12 protein-coding genes and 1 pseudogene are annotated in these 16,537 nt (G+C 70.9%); 6 read left to right on the top strand and 7 right to left on the bottom strand.

All coding sequences use genetic code 11. From position 1 onward, the window contains the following. Nucleotides 1–23: 23 nt before the first annotated feature. Nucleotides 24–1,688, bottom strand: coding sequence for an amidohydrolase (locus tag ACFXJ5_RS05160; protein ID WP_384627050.1), 1,665 nt, complete (start codon nt 1,686–1,688; stop codon nt 24–26). Continuing rightward, nucleotides 1,678–3,171 carry a purine-cytosine permease family protein gene (locus ACFXJ5_RS05155; RefSeq protein ID WP_384627048.1) on the bottom strand — a complete coding sequence of 498 codons (1,494 nt, stop codon included), beginning with the start codon at nt 3,169–3,171 and terminating at the stop codon, nt 1,678–1,680. The genes ACFXJ5_RS05160 and ACFXJ5_RS05155 overlap by 11 nt, the downstream gene beginning before the upstream one ends. A 164-nt stretch (nt 3,172–3,335) precedes the next feature. On the opposite strand from ACFXJ5_RS05155, the gene ACFXJ5_RS05150 reads away from it, so the two are divergent. From ACFXJ5_RS05150 to ACFXJ5_RS05125, 6 genes are all read left to right on the top strand, one after another. Beyond that, a complete protein-coding gene (locus ACFXJ5_RS05150; RefSeq protein WP_384627046.1) occupies nt 3,336–4,022 on the top strand; it encodes a TetR/AcrR family transcriptional regulator in 687 nt (228 codons plus the stop codon). Between the two features lie 477 nt (nt 4,023–4,499). Then, a complete protein-coding gene (locus tag ACFXJ5_RS05145; RefSeq protein ID WP_384627043.1) occupies nt 4,500–4,709 on the top strand; it encodes a hypothetical protein in 210 nt (69 codons plus the stop codon). A gap of 273 nt (nt 4,710–4,982) precedes the next feature. Beyond that, the gene (locus ACFXJ5_RS05140) at nt 4,983–7,013 is read left to right on the top strand and encodes a glycosyl hydrolase family 28-related protein (RefSeq protein ID WP_384627042.1); all 2,031 of its coding nucleotides are present in this window, start codon (nt 4,983–4,985) and stop codon (nt 7,011–7,013) included. Between the two features lie 152 nt (nt 7,014–7,165). Then, entirely contained in the window at nt 7,166–9,202 is a 2,037-nt protein-coding gene (locus tag ACFXJ5_RS05135; protein ID WP_384627039.1) for a S9 family peptidase, read from the top strand. A 253-nt stretch (nt 9,203–9,455) separates the two neighbouring features. Continuing rightward, nucleotides 9,456–12,536 carry an FG-GAP-like repeat-containing protein gene (locus ACFXJ5_RS05130; RefSeq protein ID WP_384627036.1) on the top strand — a complete coding sequence of 1,027 codons (3,081 nt, stop codon included), beginning with the start codon at nt 9,456–9,458 and terminating at the stop codon, nt 12,534–12,536. A 64-nt stretch (nt 12,537–12,600) separates the two neighbouring features. Continuing rightward, the gene (locus ACFXJ5_RS05125) at nt 12,601–12,825 is read left to right on the top strand and encodes a hypothetical protein (RefSeq protein WP_384627034.1); all 225 of its coding nucleotides are present in this window, start codon (nt 12,601–12,603) and stop codon (nt 12,823–12,825) included. A 60-nt stretch (nt 12,826–12,885) separates the two neighbouring features. On the opposite strand, the gene ACFXJ5_RS05120 is transcribed toward ACFXJ5_RS05125, so the two are convergent. The 5 genes and pseudogenes from ACFXJ5_RS05120 to ACFXJ5_RS05100 all read right to left on the bottom strand — a co-directional run bounded on the left by ACFXJ5_RS05120 (nt 12,886) and on the right by ACFXJ5_RS05100 (nt 16,424). Continuing rightward, nucleotides 12,886–13,545: an O-methyltransferase gene (locus ACFXJ5_RS05120; RefSeq protein WP_384627031.1), complete on the bottom strand. Its 660-nt coding sequence runs from the start codon at nt 13,543–13,545 to the stop codon at nt 12,886–12,888. A gap of 95 nt (nt 13,546–13,640) precedes the next feature. Continuing rightward, nucleotides 13,641–14,078 (bottom strand): annotated as a pseudogene (locus ACFXJ5_RS05115) (VOC family protein); the annotation flags it as partial. Continuing rightward, entirely contained in the window at nt 14,075–14,461 is a 387-nt protein-coding gene (locus ACFXJ5_RS05110; RefSeq protein WP_384627029.1) for a hypothetical protein, read from the bottom strand. The pseudogene ACFXJ5_RS05115 and the gene ACFXJ5_RS05110, both read right to left, overlap by 4 nt. After that, nucleotides 14,458–14,784: a hypothetical protein gene (locus tag ACFXJ5_RS05105; protein ID WP_384627026.1), complete on the bottom strand. Its 327-nt coding sequence runs from the start codon at nt 14,782–14,784 to the stop codon at nt 14,458–14,460. The genes ACFXJ5_RS05110 and ACFXJ5_RS05105 overlap by 4 nt, the downstream gene beginning before the upstream one ends. After that, nucleotides 14,781–16,424: an iron-containing alcohol dehydrogenase gene (locus tag ACFXJ5_RS05100; RefSeq protein WP_384627024.1), complete on the bottom strand. Its 1,644-nt coding sequence runs from the start codon at nt 16,422–16,424 to the stop codon at nt 14,781–14,783. Before ACFXJ5_RS05100 ends, ACFXJ5_RS05105 begins: the two co-directional genes overlap by 4 nt. Nucleotides 16,425–16,537: the final 113 nt, after the last annotated feature.

The following is a 16,537-nucleotide window of genomic DNA, read 5'->3' as shown; positions in this document are numbered from 1 at the left end:
GGGTCTCCTGTCGGCCCGTACGCTCACAGGCCCTCATCGTGGACGATCTTCCCCGCCGCCACCGTGAGCCGTACGCGCGCGTCGGCGACGGGCGGGGCGCCGGGTGCGAAGAGGTCGCGGTCCAGCAGTGCCAGGTCGGCGCGGCGGCCGACCTCGAGGGTGCCGCCCTGCTCGTCGTGGTTCACGTAGGCGGAGCCCGAGGTGAAGGCGTCCAGGGCGTCGTCGAGGCGCAGCCGCTGCTCGGGGAGGAAGGGCGCGTTGCCCCGGTTCCCGGGGTCGACGCGGGTGACGGCGACCTCGATCTGCTCCAGGGGGTCGGCCGTGGTGACGGCCCAGTCGCTGCCCATGGCCAGGCGCGCGCCGGAGGCCAGCAGGTCGGCGAAGGGATACTGCATCCGGGCCCGCTCCGGGCCGAGGTAGGGGATGGTCAGCTCGTCCATCTGCGGTTCGCTCTGGGCCCAGTACGCCTGGCAGTTGACGACCACGCCGAGTTCGGCGAAGCGCCCGACGTCCTCGGGCTGGACCACCTGCACATGGGCGATGTGGTGGCGGCGGTCCCCCGGCCCGTTGGCGGTCCGGGCGGCGCCGACGGCGTCCAGGGCCTCACGGACGGCGCGGTCGCCGATGGCGTGCAGATGGACCTGGAAGCCGTGCCGGTCCAGTTCGGTGACGGCCCGGCGGAGCGTCTCGTACGGGAGGTAGCTGAGGCCGCGGTTGTCGCTGTGGCCGCCGCATCCGTCGCAGTAGGGCTCCAGCAGGGCGCCGGTGTGGTTCTCCAGCACCCCGTCGGTCATGATCTTGACGGTCGTGGGGTGGAAGCCGGACCCCAGCGCCGCGCCGGGCGCACGGACCGCGAGGCCCCGCTCCCGCCGTTCGCGCAGTTCGTCGATCTGCTCCAGGCCGCGGTGCCGGTCCCACCACAGGGCGCCCACCACGCGGGCGGTGAGCCGGCCGTCGGCGGCGAGGGACTGGTAGGCGGCCTGGGTGCCGGGGGTTACCCAGGCGTCCTGCCAGCCGGTGATGCCGAGGGCGTGCAGATACGTCTGCGCCTCCAGGATCGCAGCCTCCCACTCCGCCTGCCCCGGCTCGGGTACGACATGGTCGTTGACCCGGTACGCGGCACCCTCGTGCAGGGTGCCGGTGGGCAGGCCGGTCGCCGGATCGCGCTCGATCCGGCCGTCGGCGGGGTCCGGGGTGTCCCGGTCGATGCCCGCGGCCTCCAGGGCGCGGGAGTTGACCCAGGCGCCGTGGACGTCCCGGTTGAAGAGGAAGACCGGGCGGTCCGGGACGACGGCGTCCAGGTCCTCCTTACGGGGGGTGCCGCCGGGGAAGTACTCCATCGCCCAGCCGCCGCCGATGATCCAGGGCTCGTCGGGGTGGCTGTCGGCGTAGGCGGCGATGGCGTCCAGGTACGCGTCCCGGCCCGCCAGGTCGTTGAGCCACAGACGGAGCCGGTTGCGTCCGGCGAACGGCGCGTGGATGTGGCTGTCCTGGAACCCGGAGACGACCAGCCCGCCGGCCGCCCGCACCACCCTGGTCCCGGGGCCGGCCAGTTCCCGCACTTCGGCATCCTCGCCGAGGGCGGAGATCCGGCCGTCGCGAACCGCCACCGCGGAGGCCCACCGGCCCTCGCCGAGGCGCACCCGGGCACCGGTGACGATCAGGTCGGCGGTGTCGTCAGTGGGCACCCTCGAGAATCCCTTCCTCGGCCACGATCCGCCGCTCGGCCTCCAGGTCGAGGCTGCGGCAGAAGAGCAGGTAGAACAGGCCGGCCACGGGCAGGCCGACGAACATCGAGTAGTCGGCGCCGCCGAGCGCCGTGGCGATCGGGCCGGTGAAGGGACCGGACACCATGAACGGGACCATCACCAGCAGACCGAGCAGGTAGGCGAGATTGCCGCGCCAGCCCCAACGGCCGTATATCCCGGCCGGGTTGAAGATCTCCTTGATCGCGTACAGGCCGCGCCGGACGAAGAAGTAGTCGACCAGGTTGATCGCCGTCCACGGGGTGAAGACGTACGCGAGGAAGATCAGCACATTGCCGTAGAAGGAGTTGAAGCGGTCCACCCCGACGAACTGCGCCACACCCCAGACCAGGAAGAACATGATCCCGATGCAGACGGCGCGGATCCGCTGGTTGGGGACGACGGGTGAGAACGAGTCCTTGATCGAGATCATGGACATCATCCCGCCGTACTGGTTGATCGCCATCACCGAGAGCAGTCCGACCAGCAGGGCCAGTACCACCACCCGGCCGAGCCCGCCCACCAGTGCGTCGGCTGCCGCCTTGAAGGCCTCCACCGGGGTGGCGTCGGGGTGCGCGGCGGAGATCACGGCGCCGATCGCGAAGACCCAGATCGCGGACAGGCCGCTGGACAGGTACGTCCACCAGAAGGCCGGGCGGACGCCGACGTTCGCCGGCAGGTAGCGGGAGTAGTCCGAGACGTACGGGGCCCAGCCCAGCTGGAACCCGGCCGTGATGACGAAGACCGTCATGACCGGCCCGGCGTGGAAGGCGCCGAGCGTGAAGGCGCCCTTCGGCAGCGCGCCGTCGCCCAGCGCCGCCGCCGTGAGCACCGCCATCACGACGACCAGGGGCCAGGTCAGCCAGCGGCTCACCCGGTGGATCCAGCGGTAGCCGAACAGCGCGATCATCGCGGCCACGGCGGCCGCGATGAAGTACCCGGCGCTGGAGCCGAGCCCGAAGAGCGTGTGCATCGCGTCGCCGGACAGGATCGCGTCCGAGGTGTTGTACGCGACGTAGTTGACCAGGGCGAAGACCCAGACCGTGAGCGCGGCGCCGAGATACCCGAACTGCGGCCTGGACTGTACGAGCTGGGGCAGGCCGAGCTGCGGTCCCTGGGCGGAGTGGAAGGCCATGAACACGGTGCCGAACAGCGAGCCGGTGACGGTCGCCACGATTGTCCAGAGCAGCCCGGCGCCGATGCTCAGCGCGGTGACGCCGGTGGCCATGGCGGTGAGATTGATGTTGCCGACGAACCACAGCGCGCCCAGGTGGGCCGGGGTTCCGTGGCGCTCGGCGGTCGGGATCCAGTCGACGGAATGGATCTCCAGCCCGGTGCTCGCGGCGGTGGGGCCGGGCGAGGACGAGGGGCTGGACGGTTCGCGAGGGGGGTCGGCGGACGGCGTACGAGCGGATACGGAGGGCATCGTTCTCCAGACGGGGGAGTGGCGGTGCGGCTCGCCGATCGTCAGTGTGGGAGATAATCAACTCCATAGTCAATGACATTGACTAGAGGTAACCGGCGATTAACACGGGCCGGTAGCATCCATCTGGCGAGGAACGACGGCGGGCGACGAGAGGACACGGCGGGATGGCGGCCACCCCCAAGGCGGGCGCGGGACGCGCGCGGCGCCCCCGGGGCAGTCTCAACCAGCAGGTCATCACCGAGGCCGCCCTGCGGATCTGTGACCGCGCCGGGATCGAGTCGCTCACCTTCGAGGCGCTGGGCCGCGAGCTGGACGCCCACCCGACGGCCATCTACCGGCACTTCCGTGACAAGGACGAGCTGCTGCTCGCCCTGACCGACGCCCTGCACGCCGAGACCACCGCCGGCGGCCTCCCCGTCAGCGACGACTGGGCCGAGGACCTGCGCGCCGTCGCCCACCGCATCCGGGGCGCCTTCATGGCCCACCCCCAGGTCGGCCAGCTGGTCGCGGCCCGCACCGCGCGCCGTCCGCACGAGTTCGAGGTGGTCGAGCACATCCTCGGCTGCATGCGCCGCGCCGGGCTCCCGGACCGGGACGCCGCGCGCTGCTACCGGGTCTTCGCCGACACGGTCCTGGCCTACTCCAGCATGGAGGCCGCCCTGTACGCCCTGGACGCCCCGACCCGTGAGGCCGACCTGCGCTCCTGGCGGGTCGACTACCGGGAGCTTCCCCCGGACACGTACCCGAATCTGGCCGCGCTGATCGACGACATCCCGCCGCTGGACTCCCCCGACAACTTCCGCCTCGCCGTCGAGCTCCTCATCGACTCGATCCGCTCCCGGGCGCGTTGAGCCCGCATCTCCGACGGGGAACCTGGACCACCGCCGTCCCGACGACGACACCCTCTTGCCCTGATGGTGGGCCCCTGTCGGCAAACCCTGCACATCGTGCACACATGAGGTGCTCAGCAACTTGACAGAATCCGGCTTCGGCGAGCGGTCGGCGAAATTAAATGCGGGTATGTCCGATCGGGATCAACCGCGGATCCTGCCCACGTTAATTGGCCGTTGAGATCGCGTGAAGAAGGCGTCACCGTCCCGTGGGTAAATGCACGCAGGTGCGTTGCGGCGGCCAACCGGTGGTGCGGATCTTCCGATGGGTGGGTGGACGGGTGGCCTGTTGGGGTGGTTCCATCGTGCCCCGGACGGGAGTTGTCCCGGTTTTTCGGGAATCGGACAACCGTTTGACTGACCGGCCGGATCGGGATTACCCGCCGAGCCGGCCGACGCTATTCAGAGACACAAAAACCATGAAGGGAATCGCAATTCATGCGTAGCTTCACTCCTCAGGTCGAGACCCGCGAGATCGCCGACGCCGACCTGGACAACGTCGCCGGCGGTATCGCCATTTCCGGCGGTGCCACCACCGGCCTCGTCGGCCTTTCCGGCGGCGTGTCCGTCGACGGCCTCGATGAGGCCCTCGGCGCCGTCGCGCCCGCTCTGTCGATACCGCAGCTCGCCGGCGGCGTCTCTCTCTGACGGCGGCATCTGCCGTAAGCCTTCACAGCGGCCATGGACCCCGGAACCCCTCCCTCCGGGATCCATGGCCGCTGTTGGTCATTGCGCAAGGAATCATGCAAGCAGCGCAAAAAACTTACATAGGGTCGCCACTTCAGTAGCAGCTCCAGGAAAACATCTCGCAGGAGCCTTGTGGAGCGGCGTGCCGGGTCCTTACTGTCGCCTCACCTCACGACGTCCGCTCTGACTCGAACGTCCCGGGCGGTCGCGCCTTACGAGAGAAGCGAGTTGGGGATGGCAGGGAGCAGCAGCAGGAGCGCGTGGCGAAGAACCGTGGCGGTGGTCGCGGTGACGGCCGGGATCGGCCTCGGGCTCGGTGGGACGGCTCAGGCCGGCGCGGAGAAGACGGCGGGGGCCGTCGTGACGCGGGCGGGGCTGGACCCGGCGCTGGTGGCGGGGCGGGGGGCCGACGTCGGGTTCGCCGAGCAGGAGGCGGAGAACGCCGCGACGAACGGGAAGGTCATCGGGCCCGACCGGAGCGCCTACACGCTGCCCGCGGAGGCGTCCGGACGGAAGGCGGTGACGCTGGAGCGGGGGCAGTACGTCGAGTTCACCCTGCCGAGCGCCGCCAACGCGATCACCGTGCGGTACAGCATTCCGGACGGGCCGAGCGGGGGCGGCATCACAGCGCCGCTCGACGTGACGGTGAACGGGGGCGCCCGGAAGACGATGACGCTGACCTCGCAGTACGCGTGGCTCTACAACCAGTATCCGTTCTCCAACGACCCCAACGCCGGGCTGCTGCACGACGACTGGTGGATCACCGAGTGCGGCTGTGTGCCCAGCGCCACCACGCCGGCGCCGGTGATCACCAAGCCGTTCCGGCCGAACCACTTCTACGACGAGCAGCGTCTGCTGCTGGGCAGGACGTACAAGGCGGGTGACACCGTCCGGCTGGCGGTCCCGACGCGCACAGGGGCCGTGTCGACGACCGTGGACCTGCTGGACTCCCAGCTGGTCGCCACCCCGCACGTCGCCCTCGCCGCGGTGAACGTCCTCGCCTTCGGCGCCGATCCGACCGGGCGGCGGGACTCGGCCGGGGCGATCGACAAGGCCATCGCCTCCGCGCGGCGCGGGCACCGATCGGTCTACCTCCCGCCGGGCACGTACCAGGTGAACCGGCACATCGTCGTGGATGACGTGACGATCGAGGGCGCCGGCAGTTGGTACACGATCATCAAGGGGCACCAGGTCACCCTCGACGCCCCCGCCCCCGACGGCTCGGTGCACACCGGGGTCGGCTTCTACGGAAAGGACGCGTCGGCGGGCGGCAGTCACAACGTCCACCTCTCCGGCTTCGCGATCGAGGGCGACGTCCGCGAGCGCATCGACACCGACCAGGTCAACGGCATCGGCGGGGCGCTCAGCGACTCGACGATCGACGGCCTCTACATCCACCACACCAAGGTCGGCATGTGGTTCGACGGGCCCATGTCGAACCTGCGGATCACCAGCAACGTCATCACCGACCAGATCGCCGACGGCCTCAACTTCCACACCGGCGTGACGGATTCGGTCGTACGCAACAACTTCGTCCGCAACTCCGGCGACGACGGACTCGCCATGTGGTCGGAGAAGACCGGCGACGCCCGCAACACCTTCGACCACAACACGGTCCAGACACCGGTGCTCGCCAACGGCATCGCCATCTACGGCGGCACCGACAACACGGTTTCGGCCAACCTCATCGCCGACCCGATCCGCGAGGGCAGCGCCCTGCACGTCGGCTCCCGCTTCGGCTCCGAGCCGTTCACCGGGCATCTGTCGATCACCGGCAACACCACCGTACGGGCCGGCACCTACGAGCTGAACTGGAAGATCGGTCTCGGGGCCATCTGGTTCTACGCGCTGGAGAAGAACCTCGACGCGGACATCCGCGTCACCGGTGACACCTACCTCGACAACACCTACAACGCGATCATGCTGGTCACCGACTGGCCGGTGAAGGACACCTACTCGATCACCAACGTCCACTTCAAGGACATCAAGATCGACGGCACCGGCACCTCCGTACTCAGCGCCCGCGCCGCCGGATCGGCGACCTTCGAGAACGTCGACGCCCGCAACGTCGGCGCCGTCGGCGTCAACAACTGCGGCTCGTTCAACTTCCCCGCCACCGGCTCGGAGTTCACCCTCACCGACCTCGGCGGCAACGCCGGCGGCGGCACCACCGGCCCCTGGCTCGCCCCCTGGGAACTCCCCAACACCATCACCTGCGACGACCGCCCCCCCGTCCTCCCACCCCCCGCCCCCTCCCCCTGGTAACACCCCACCCCACCCCCGGCCCAGGGCCGTCCGCGAACACCGCGGGCGGCCCCGTCCTTGATCCGGCCGTCCTTGATCCGCCGTCGTACGACAACGTCCGGCGGCCGGAGGCGGGCTGGTGCGGGCTCGCGACGGGAGTCAGGATGATCCTCATGCCTGACTCAACTGCCTTTCACGACCTGGGGGCGTTTGTCGCGCTGCCCCGGGTCTCCTCGCTGGCCCTGTCGCCGGACGGAACGCGTCTGGTGACGGTGGTTCAGGAGCTGTCCACCGATCGCACCAGGTTCGTCGGGGCCCTGTGGGAGGTCGATCCGTCCGGGGGACGGCCGGCCCGGCGGCTCACGCGCTCCGGGCGCGGGGAGTCCGCCCCGGGGTTCCTGCCCGATGGGACGCTGCTGTTCCTTTCCTCCCGCCCGGTCGCGGACCCCGGTGAGGGGGAGGACGACAAGCGGGAAGCAGCGTTGTGGAGCCTGCCGGCAGGTGGTGGTGAGGCCTCGCAGTTGCTGGCCAGGCCGGGGGGGATCGACGAGTACGCGATCGCCACCGGGGCGTCGCGGATCGCGCTGGCGGCGTCGCAGCTTCCGGGCGCGGTGAACCCTGAGCAGGATGCGGAGCTGCGTGAGGCGCGCCAGAAGGCCAAGGTGTCGGCGATCCTGCATGAGTCGGTGCCGGTGCGGTACTGGGACCATGACCTCGGTCCCGGGATGCCGCGGGTGTTCGCCGTTCAGGATGCCGCCGCCGAGGAGCCGGCCGTGGTGGACTGCGGCGGGCGCCGGATCGGAGCCCATGAGGGGATCGCGGTCTCCCCGGACGGCTCGCTGACCGCCTACACAACGGCCGTGGGCACGCTCCCCGACGAGATCCGCGCCGCGATCGTGGTCGCGGACGCCGCTACGGGCAAGCAACTGCGGGTACTGGAGTCCCCCGACGCCGAGTTCGGCGCTCCGGCCTTCACGCCGGACGGCCGCCATCTGGTCTGCATCCGGGAGCGCCGGATCACCTGGGACGAGCCTGGTGACGTCACGTTGTGGCTGGCGGGCGCCACCGACGACCAGGACCCCGGACGTGACCTGCTGCCCGGTTTCGACCAGTGGCCGGGCGCCCCGGTGGTCTCCCCGGTGCCGGGCGAGGACGGCACGCCGGTGGTCTGGTTCACCGCCGACGAAGCCGGGCACGCGCCGGTCTTCCGGCTCTCCACCGGCAGCGGCGAGGTGGTCCGGCTCACCGCGTCCGGCGCCTACTCCACCGTGGTCGTGAGCCCGGACGGCCGCACCCTGTACGCGCTGCGCTCGGCGGTCGACAGCCCGCCGACCCCCGTACGCCTCGAGGCCGCGGCGCCCGACCAGCAGCCGGTGCCGCTGGCGTCACCCGGGGAGGTGGGCGAGTTGCCCGGCAGCCTCACCGAGGTGCACACCACCGCCGAGGACGGTACGGCGCTGCGCGCCTGGCTCGTACTGCCGCGGGACGCCTCCGCCGCGACCCCCGCGCCACTGCTGCTGTGGGTGCACGGCGGCCCGCAGACCAGCTGGAACGCCTGGCACTGGCGCTGGAATCCCTGGGTCGCCGCGGCCGCCGGCTACGCGGTTCTGCTGCCGGACCCCGCGCTGTCCACCGGCTACGGGCAGCGGATGCACGAACGCGGCTGGGCCCACTGGGGCGGCGCGTCGTACCAGGACGTGACGGCGCTGACCGACGCCGCGCTGCGCCGTGACGACCTCGACGGTGAGCGTACGGCGATGATGGGCGGCTCGTACGGCGGCTACATGGCCAACTGGATCGCCACTCAGACCGACCGCTTCAAGGCGATCGTCACCCACGCCAGCCTGTGGAACATGTACAGCTTCGCCGGCGTCACCGACTTCCCGGCCTACTGGATGCGGCGTCAGGGCGACCCACTCGTGCGCACCGACCGGTACGAGCTCGAGTCCCCGCACCTGCGGGCCGCGAAAATCACCACACCCATGCTGGTGATCCACGGCGACAAGGACTACCGCGTACCGGTCGGCGAGGCCCTCGCCCTCTGGAACGACCTGGCGCGGTTCGAGGTCCCGGCGAAATTCCTGTACTTCCCGGACGAGGGCCACTGGATCCTCAAACCGAACAACGTCCGCCTCTGGTACGCCACCGTGCTGGGCTTCCTGGCCCACCACGTCCTGGGCGAGGAGTGGGTCCGCCCCGAGCTGCTCTGACCCGTGGCCGCCGCCAGGGCCCGTCGGCACCACCGGGCCCTGGCGAGCGGGTCCCGCCGGTGAGGGCCATGAACGGCCTTCTCCGCGATCGTTGCGTTGATCTTTGCGTTCTCTTGAAGCGCTCTGCCCGAGGCCGTTGCTAGGCTCGGCCGACCTGCGTGGGGGTGACGCCGGGGGGACTTGAGAATGCGCGGCTGACGCGCGCAGGGCCGCCGTTGCCGCACCGCGCCTTCGTCTCGTACAGGAGGAACGGGTGGCTTCGCGTGCCCTCGTCCGCTCGGCCGTCGCCGCCGCGGTATCCATCTCGCTGGCCGGGGTCATCGGCCCCCTGAGCGGCCCGGCACACGCCGACACCGCCCCGTCGGCCCCGGTGGTGATCCCGGCGGGCGCACGCTACGCCCCGCGTGGCGACACCTTCGTGACCGCCTCCGCCGACGGCTATCTGCACCAGCAGGAAGGCGTCAACGGCTACCAGTGGACGTCGTACGACACCGGTGCCACCACCCCCGCGACCCCGGGCACCTTCCAGGAGGTCTCCGCCGGCGAGATCGCGCAGTTCGTGCCGGCGACCCGTCAGATGCAGGTACGCGACGCAGCCACGGACGCCGTCCGCTACACCGTCACCCTGCCCGTCGCTGAACGATGGACCGGGGGCTTCGGCGGCCAGAACATGCTGACCCAGGAGCGGGTCACCGGAACGCCGACCGTCGTGCACCTGGTGAGCCCGCAGGACGGCGGCGGCCTCACCGAACGTACGCTTTCCGGCCTGGACTTCGGGGACGGCGCGGTCACCATCGGGCTCGCCCAGGACGCCCACGGGGCCGTCGTCGTCTACACGACCTCGGCCGCGAGCGACGCCGTCCGGCACCTGGCGTACATCGACTTCGACACCGCGACCGCGACCCCGATCCTCCAGGACGTCACCGGTTTCCTGCCGTACGTCGTCCTGTCCCAGGGCTACATCGTCGACTACGGCGGCAGCACCACGGCCTACGTCGTGCGGCGTGACGACCCGTCGGCGGCCGTGAAGCAGGTGACCGTCCCGGCCGACGCGGGCGGTTACGCCCAGTTCGCCGTCGTGGGCGACTGGCTGCTCACGCCCTGGTACGACCCCAAGACCTCGACCGAGACTGACCCGTTGGCGGTCGTCTCCCTGCGCGACAGCACGCCGCGCTACGTGCTGCTCGACACGGCCTCCCCCCGTATGATCACCGCCCCCGACGGCACCGCGCTCGTCGTCGGCGGCCGGGACTCGGCACACTGGGCGGTGCAGCGCGTGGTGACCGGTGACGACGGCAAGCCCCAACTTGTGCCTGTCGCCGACGTACCGCCGGTGGCCGCCACCGTCTACGGGCTGACACTGAGCGCCGACCGGCTCCAGTACGGGACCAACACCAGCCAGCTACGGACCCTGCTCCGGCGCGACCTGGCGGTCACCGGCGCGCCGGAGGCCGATGACCCGCACGTAACGACGAGCGACACGGGCTGGGGCGAGAGCTGCCCCGGCGTCGACAGCACCGGGCAGAGCGCCGGTGTGCCCTGCGCGCAGCTGCAAGGTCTCGGCGACGACCGGGTGGCCTATGTGGACGGGACGGACGTCATGTCGCCGTCGGCCGAAAGCCCGGTCTACTTCAACATGATGCAGGTCCCCGCCACCGGGGGCCGGATCGTTGACGGCTCCGGCCGGTACGTCGTGGTCGACGTCCGTTCCACGCAGTACGTCGGCGACTTCGAGCAGGGCTACGACAGCGATGTGCTGATGACCCGGCCCGTCACCGCCGCCGCCGTATGGGGCAGCACCCTGTGGGTCACCGGCTCGACCCAGGGCACGGTCAGCTCCATCGACCTGAAGACCAAGAAGACGGTCGGCGTCCTCGCCACCGGCGCGCCGTGCGTGCCGGCCGAACTGCAGGCCGTCGGCCGCTGGATCTACTGGTCCTGCGGGACCACCGGCCCGGCCGGGGTCTACGACCGTACGGCCGCCAAGAGCATCGCCGTCCCGTCGGGCGAGGCCCTGCTCGGCGACGGCTACCTCGTACGTCACGACACCGGCACCGACGCCGATGCCGGGAAGCTGCTGCTCACCGACTTCCACACCGGCACCGCGGTGACCCGGGACCTCGCCGACCTCCCCAAGGGCGCCCTTGACGACGATCGGGGCATCACGTGGACGGTCGACAAGTACGGCGGCGACGTCGCCTACGCCGACGACCAGCAGCAGATCCACATCGTGCCGACCGGCGTGCCCACCCAGAACCTCACGGCGATCGAATCGCACACCGTCCCCACCGTGGGCCGGTCCACCCCCTACGGGCCGATCTGGGCATCGTGGCAGCTCAGCAAGCCCGCCTCCGGCTGGAGCCTGACCGTGCGCAACTCCCTCGGCCGGGTCGTCGACACGGTGACCGGCGGGGCCACCCGCGGATCGCTGGTGACCGAGTGGGGCGGCCTCACCAGCACGGGCGCGCTCGCACCCAACGGCACGTACTCCTGGACCCTCACCGCCCAGCCGGCCGACGGCTTCGGCCCCGCCATGGTCAGGACGGGCAAGGCCGCCTTCACCAAGGGCGCGGCCGTCCGCCGGGACTACGGCAACGACGGCATCGGCGACCTGCTGACCATGAACTCCTCCGGTGGCCTCACCGTCCAACAGGGCACCGGCACCGGGAAGTTCGGCGCCAAGACCTCCGGCAGCGGCTGGCCCGTCTCGTCCCTGGTGGTGCCGGTCGGCGACATGAACGGCGACCGGTGCGACGACCTCCTCGTACGCAGCAGCTCCGGCACCCTCACCCGCTACAACGGCGGATGCGGCACCGCGTTCACACCCTCCACCAAGCACGTCTCCCTCGGCACCGGCTGGAACCAGTACAACGTGCTCACCTCACCCGGCGACCTGACCGGCGACGGACGGGCGGATCTGATCGCCCGGCAGACCTCGACCGGTGACGTGTATCTGTACGCGGACAACGGCACGGGCAAGTTCACCTCCCGCGTGAAGATCGCCTCCAACTGGACCGGCTACACCAAGATCGTGGGCGCCGGCGACCTGAACGGCGACGGAACCGGCGACCTCCTCGCCCGCGACAAGCACGGCAGCCTGTGGCGCTACTACGGAAAGGCCACCGGCGGCTTCACCGCCCGGGTCCGGATCGCCACCGACTGGGGCGGCTCGTACAACGCCATCGTCGGCGTCGGGGACATCACCGGCGACGGCAAGGCCGACATCGTCGAGCGGGACACCTCCGGCAACCTCTGGCGCAACACCGGCACCGGAGGCCTCCGGCCCCGGGTCCGCATCGCCACCGGCTGGCAGGGCTACAAGGGCGTCTTCTAGTCGAGGCGGGACAGGAGCCCGTTCCTCGGTACACGGCGGTGACAACATCGGCACCCTGGGAACGGTGTACCTGACCTGGAACGACCGCACCGGCGAGAACTGCGCGGTCACTGTGCGCACCAAGCCGGGCGCGGCCGTCTACACCAACCACACGCAGGTCAGCGCCTCCGACTCCGGCGCCTACACGACCTACGCCGGCCCCGTCCACATCCCCGGGCGCGGCGAGTGCGTCACCTGGCGGGGCCAGATCGCCGACCAGTACGTCGTGGACGCCGGCCACTGCGGCTGACCACCGCAACCGGCCCCATCGGGTGCGGCCGGGCGGTGGTGAACCGCCCGGCCGCGGGAGTCAGCGCTTGCGGGCGAGGGTGACGCCGTCGGCCATGGGGAGCATGGAGAGGTCGACCCGCTGGTCGTCGAGGAGGTTCCGGTTGACCGTCCGGACGCCTCGCGTGTCGGCGTCCCGGACGGCGGGGTCGACGACCCGGCCCGACCAGAGGGTGTTGTCGAGGACGATCAGGCCGCCGGGCCGGGTGAGCGCGAGGGACTGCTCGTAGTACTGCGGGTAGTGGGCCTTGTCGGCGTCGATGAAGACGAAGTCGAAGGAGCCGGGTCCGCGTTCCGTCAGGAGTGTGTCCAGGGTGGCGGTGGCGTCGCCGAGGCGGAGGTCGATGCGGTCGGCGATGTCGGCGCGTTTCCAGGCGAGTTGGGCCGTCGTGGTCCATTCCTCGCTGATGTCGCAGGTGACCAGGTGGCCGCCGGGCGGCAGGGCGCGGGCCATGCACAGGGAGCTGTAGCCGGTGAAGGTGCCGATCTCCAGGATGTCGCGCGCCCCGGTGAGGCGGACGAGCAGGGCCAGGAGCTGGGCTTCCTCGGGGAGGATCTGCATGATCCGGTCGGGCAGCGCGGCCGTGTCCTCGCGCAGCTCGCGCAGGACCTGGTCCTCGCGCAGGGAGGTCTCCCGGAGGTAGTCCAGCAGGGCCGGGGTGAGGTCGATCTGGTCACGCATGAAGGCTCCCGGTGACGTGGTTGGGGCCCGTAGCGGCGGGCTGTGGTGGTGCTCTCGTACGGCAGGCCGGGGGATGCCTGGACGAGTTCCAGCTGCATGCCCCAGGGGGTGAGGAAGTAGATCCACCGGTTGCCGGCGATGGGTCCGTCGGGGATGGTCCGCGGGGAGCCGAGCAACCGGACGCCGGGCTGTTCGCGGAGATAGCGGGCGGCGGTGTCGATGTCGGTGACGTGGATGGCCAGGTGGTGGCCGCCCCAGTCGCTGTTGGCGGGCGGGACGCGGTTCTGGCCCGGGGCTTCGTACGCGAAGAGCTCGAGGTTGGTCACCGGGCCGAGCCGGAGCATGGCGATGTGGGCGACGGCCCGTGGGTGGACGCCCAGCCGGCGGGTCATCAGATCGCCGTCAGGGTCGTGGACGGGCCCTTCGCGGTAGATCAGTTCGGCGCCGACGACCTCGGTGAAGAAGGCCACCGCCTGGTCGAGGTCGGGGACGGTGTAGGCGACGTGGTCCACATGGGTGGCGCCCGGAATCATGACGCGACGGGCAGCCGGGGCGGCATGGCGGAAGTGAGGTGCCGGGGCGCCACGGCGATCAGGACGAGCTCCATGCCACCGGCCCCCGCCCGCAGCCGGGTGTCGCTGTTCAGCGAGCAGGCGGCGAGCGCGCCGGGGTGCAGGTGACCGGCCGGCGTCCCGTCCGGGTGGAGGAGGTGGCCGTCGCCGCTCGCGACGTACCAGATCTCCTCGGTGCCCCGGCGTCCACGCGGCCCGATCTCGGCTCCCGCGGCCAGCCGGACGTGATCGACGGCCTCGGTCTCGGAGAAGAAGAAACCGCGCCGGGCCAGGGACCGGCTCGCGGCCTGCGCGGCGCCGTCCCGGAACGTACGGGTGGTGCGCTCCACGGTGGTCACGATCACCGGGCACTTCCCTCGGCCGACGGCACCATGAGGCTGGCGTGGAAGTAGCGCAGCGGCTGCGGACCGGCCGTGATCGTCAGCGTGCCGCCCAGCGGCATGGTGACGGCCGTCCCCTCGGACAGTTCGACGGCGGTGGTGCCCGACGTCGCCGTGCCGGTGCCTTCCAGGACGAAGACGGTGTGCTCGCGGTCGGCGGCCGACAGGGTCTCGGTCCGGTCGGCGTCGAGGGTGACGATGCGGGCCTGCCGCAGCGGGCCGGTGAGCAGGGCGGAGAGGTCGACCTCACCGCGGGCCGCGAGGTCGATGATCGTGGCGTTGGTCATGATGTCCTTTCGGAAGCGGTAACGGCGCCGGCGCCCACCAGCGCCTGTGCCGTGGCGGGGCCGAAGACCTCGATGACCAGCCAGTTGAGGTCCTGGTCGCCGAGGTTGCGGAACTGGTGCCGGGTGCCGAGCCCGTTGACGACCAGGTGGCCGGGGCGGATGCGATGCGGCACGTCGTCGAGGAGGATCTCCCCCTCCCCGGAGATGACGAAGTACAGCTCCTCGGTGCGGGTGTGGCGGTGCTCCCCGCACACGGCGCCCGGCGGGAGAGAGGCCCACTCGATCGCCTCCCACGTCCCGGCCAGGCCCATCCGGCGGGCCAGGCACTTCCAGCGGGCGACGTCCGCGCCGCCGTGCATGGCGTGCACGGCGGAAGCACCGTGCACATCGGCGACGAGCAGCTCGTCCCATTCATCCGGTCCGTCGAGCATGTACGTTCCCTCGTTTCCGTACGTACGCAGAAAGGCCGCGGCGGCCCGCACTTCGTCCCCGGTGATGTCGTCGACGAACCGGGCCGATCCGATGCCGGTGGCCAGTGGCAGCCGCTGGCGGCCGTCGCGGTGCCGGACGATGTCGGACAGCGCGCCGTCCAGCACCCCGGTCCCGCAGGCGGCGTGGGTCAGCGGCAGTCCCAGCGCGGTCGTCACCGCCAGTACGCGGTCCCGCTCGCCGGTGGTGAGCAGGCCGCGTTGGCAGGAGATGACGGTGGTCAGTGCCATGTCGACGGCGACGGCCTCGCCGTGCAGAAGCCCGAGCCCGAGTCCGGGCAGGGCGTCCACCTCCAGGGCCGGGCTGAAGGAGTGGCCGTAGTCGACGCGGCGTTCCAGCTGCTCCTCCCACAGGTTCGGCTCCAGCTCGGCGAGCATGCCGCCGATCGCGCGCCGCAGCACCTCGTCGGCGGCGTCCGCGCCGGCCGGCGTGAGCCCTTGCAGGCGTTCGCCGCGCAACAACGGGCCGTGGGTTTCCAGCAGTTCGAAGAGCGGTCTGTCCAGGACCAGGGCGATCTTGAGGATCTCCGCCAGCCCGTTGGTGATGTGGCAGTCCGGCAGGGTCGCCAGGAAGGCCGGGTCGAGCAGTGTGCGGCGTGGGGGGAAGTAGCTGCCGATGCGGTTCTTCCGGTCCTTGTGGTTGACGCCGGTCTTGGCGCCGATGCCCGCGTCGACCAGGCCGATCAGTGTGGTCGGGACCTTGATGTGGGGCAGGCCGCGCCGGTAGGTGCTGCACGCGAACCCGACGATGTCGGTCAGGACACCGCCGCCCACCGCGACGACGGGCTCCTGCCTGCGCAGCAGCCCGTACGCGTCGAAGGCTTCCACGACCCGCAGGACGGACTCGATGGTCTTGTGCTCCTCGCCCGGGTCCAGGACCAGCCACCGCGCCTCGACCCCGCGGGCCAGGAAGTAGGCCCGGAGCCGGTCGCCGTAGAGCTCTTCGACGGTTGCCTCGGTGACGACGCAACAACGTTTCGGCGTTACGCCGGGGAAGGGGGCGCCGGCGTGGGCCAGGGCGTCGTTGGCCGGGTCCAGCACGTCCCGGGTGAGGACGACTTCGTACTCCACGGCCTGCTGGGCGCGCATCTCCCAGACCGCTTCCCGGTGCTGCGGAGCAGGCCGGCGAGGGGCGGTGCCGATTTCGGGCATGGCTGAGGGGGACCTCTGCTTCTGGGATCGGGGAACGGGTGGTCACCAGGACCCCCGTTGCGACGGAGATTACACGGAGTCACCAGAGTGACACAATACGTAAGATCCGTAAG

Source organism: Streptomyces sp. NPDC059373 (assembly GCF_042751495.1).
Lineage (GTDB): Bacteria > Actinomycetota > Actinomycetes > Streptomycetales > Streptomycetaceae > Actinacidiphila.
The sequence above is the reverse complement of the archived record's forward strand: the minus strand, read 5'-3'. Positions and strand labels throughout refer to the sequence as shown.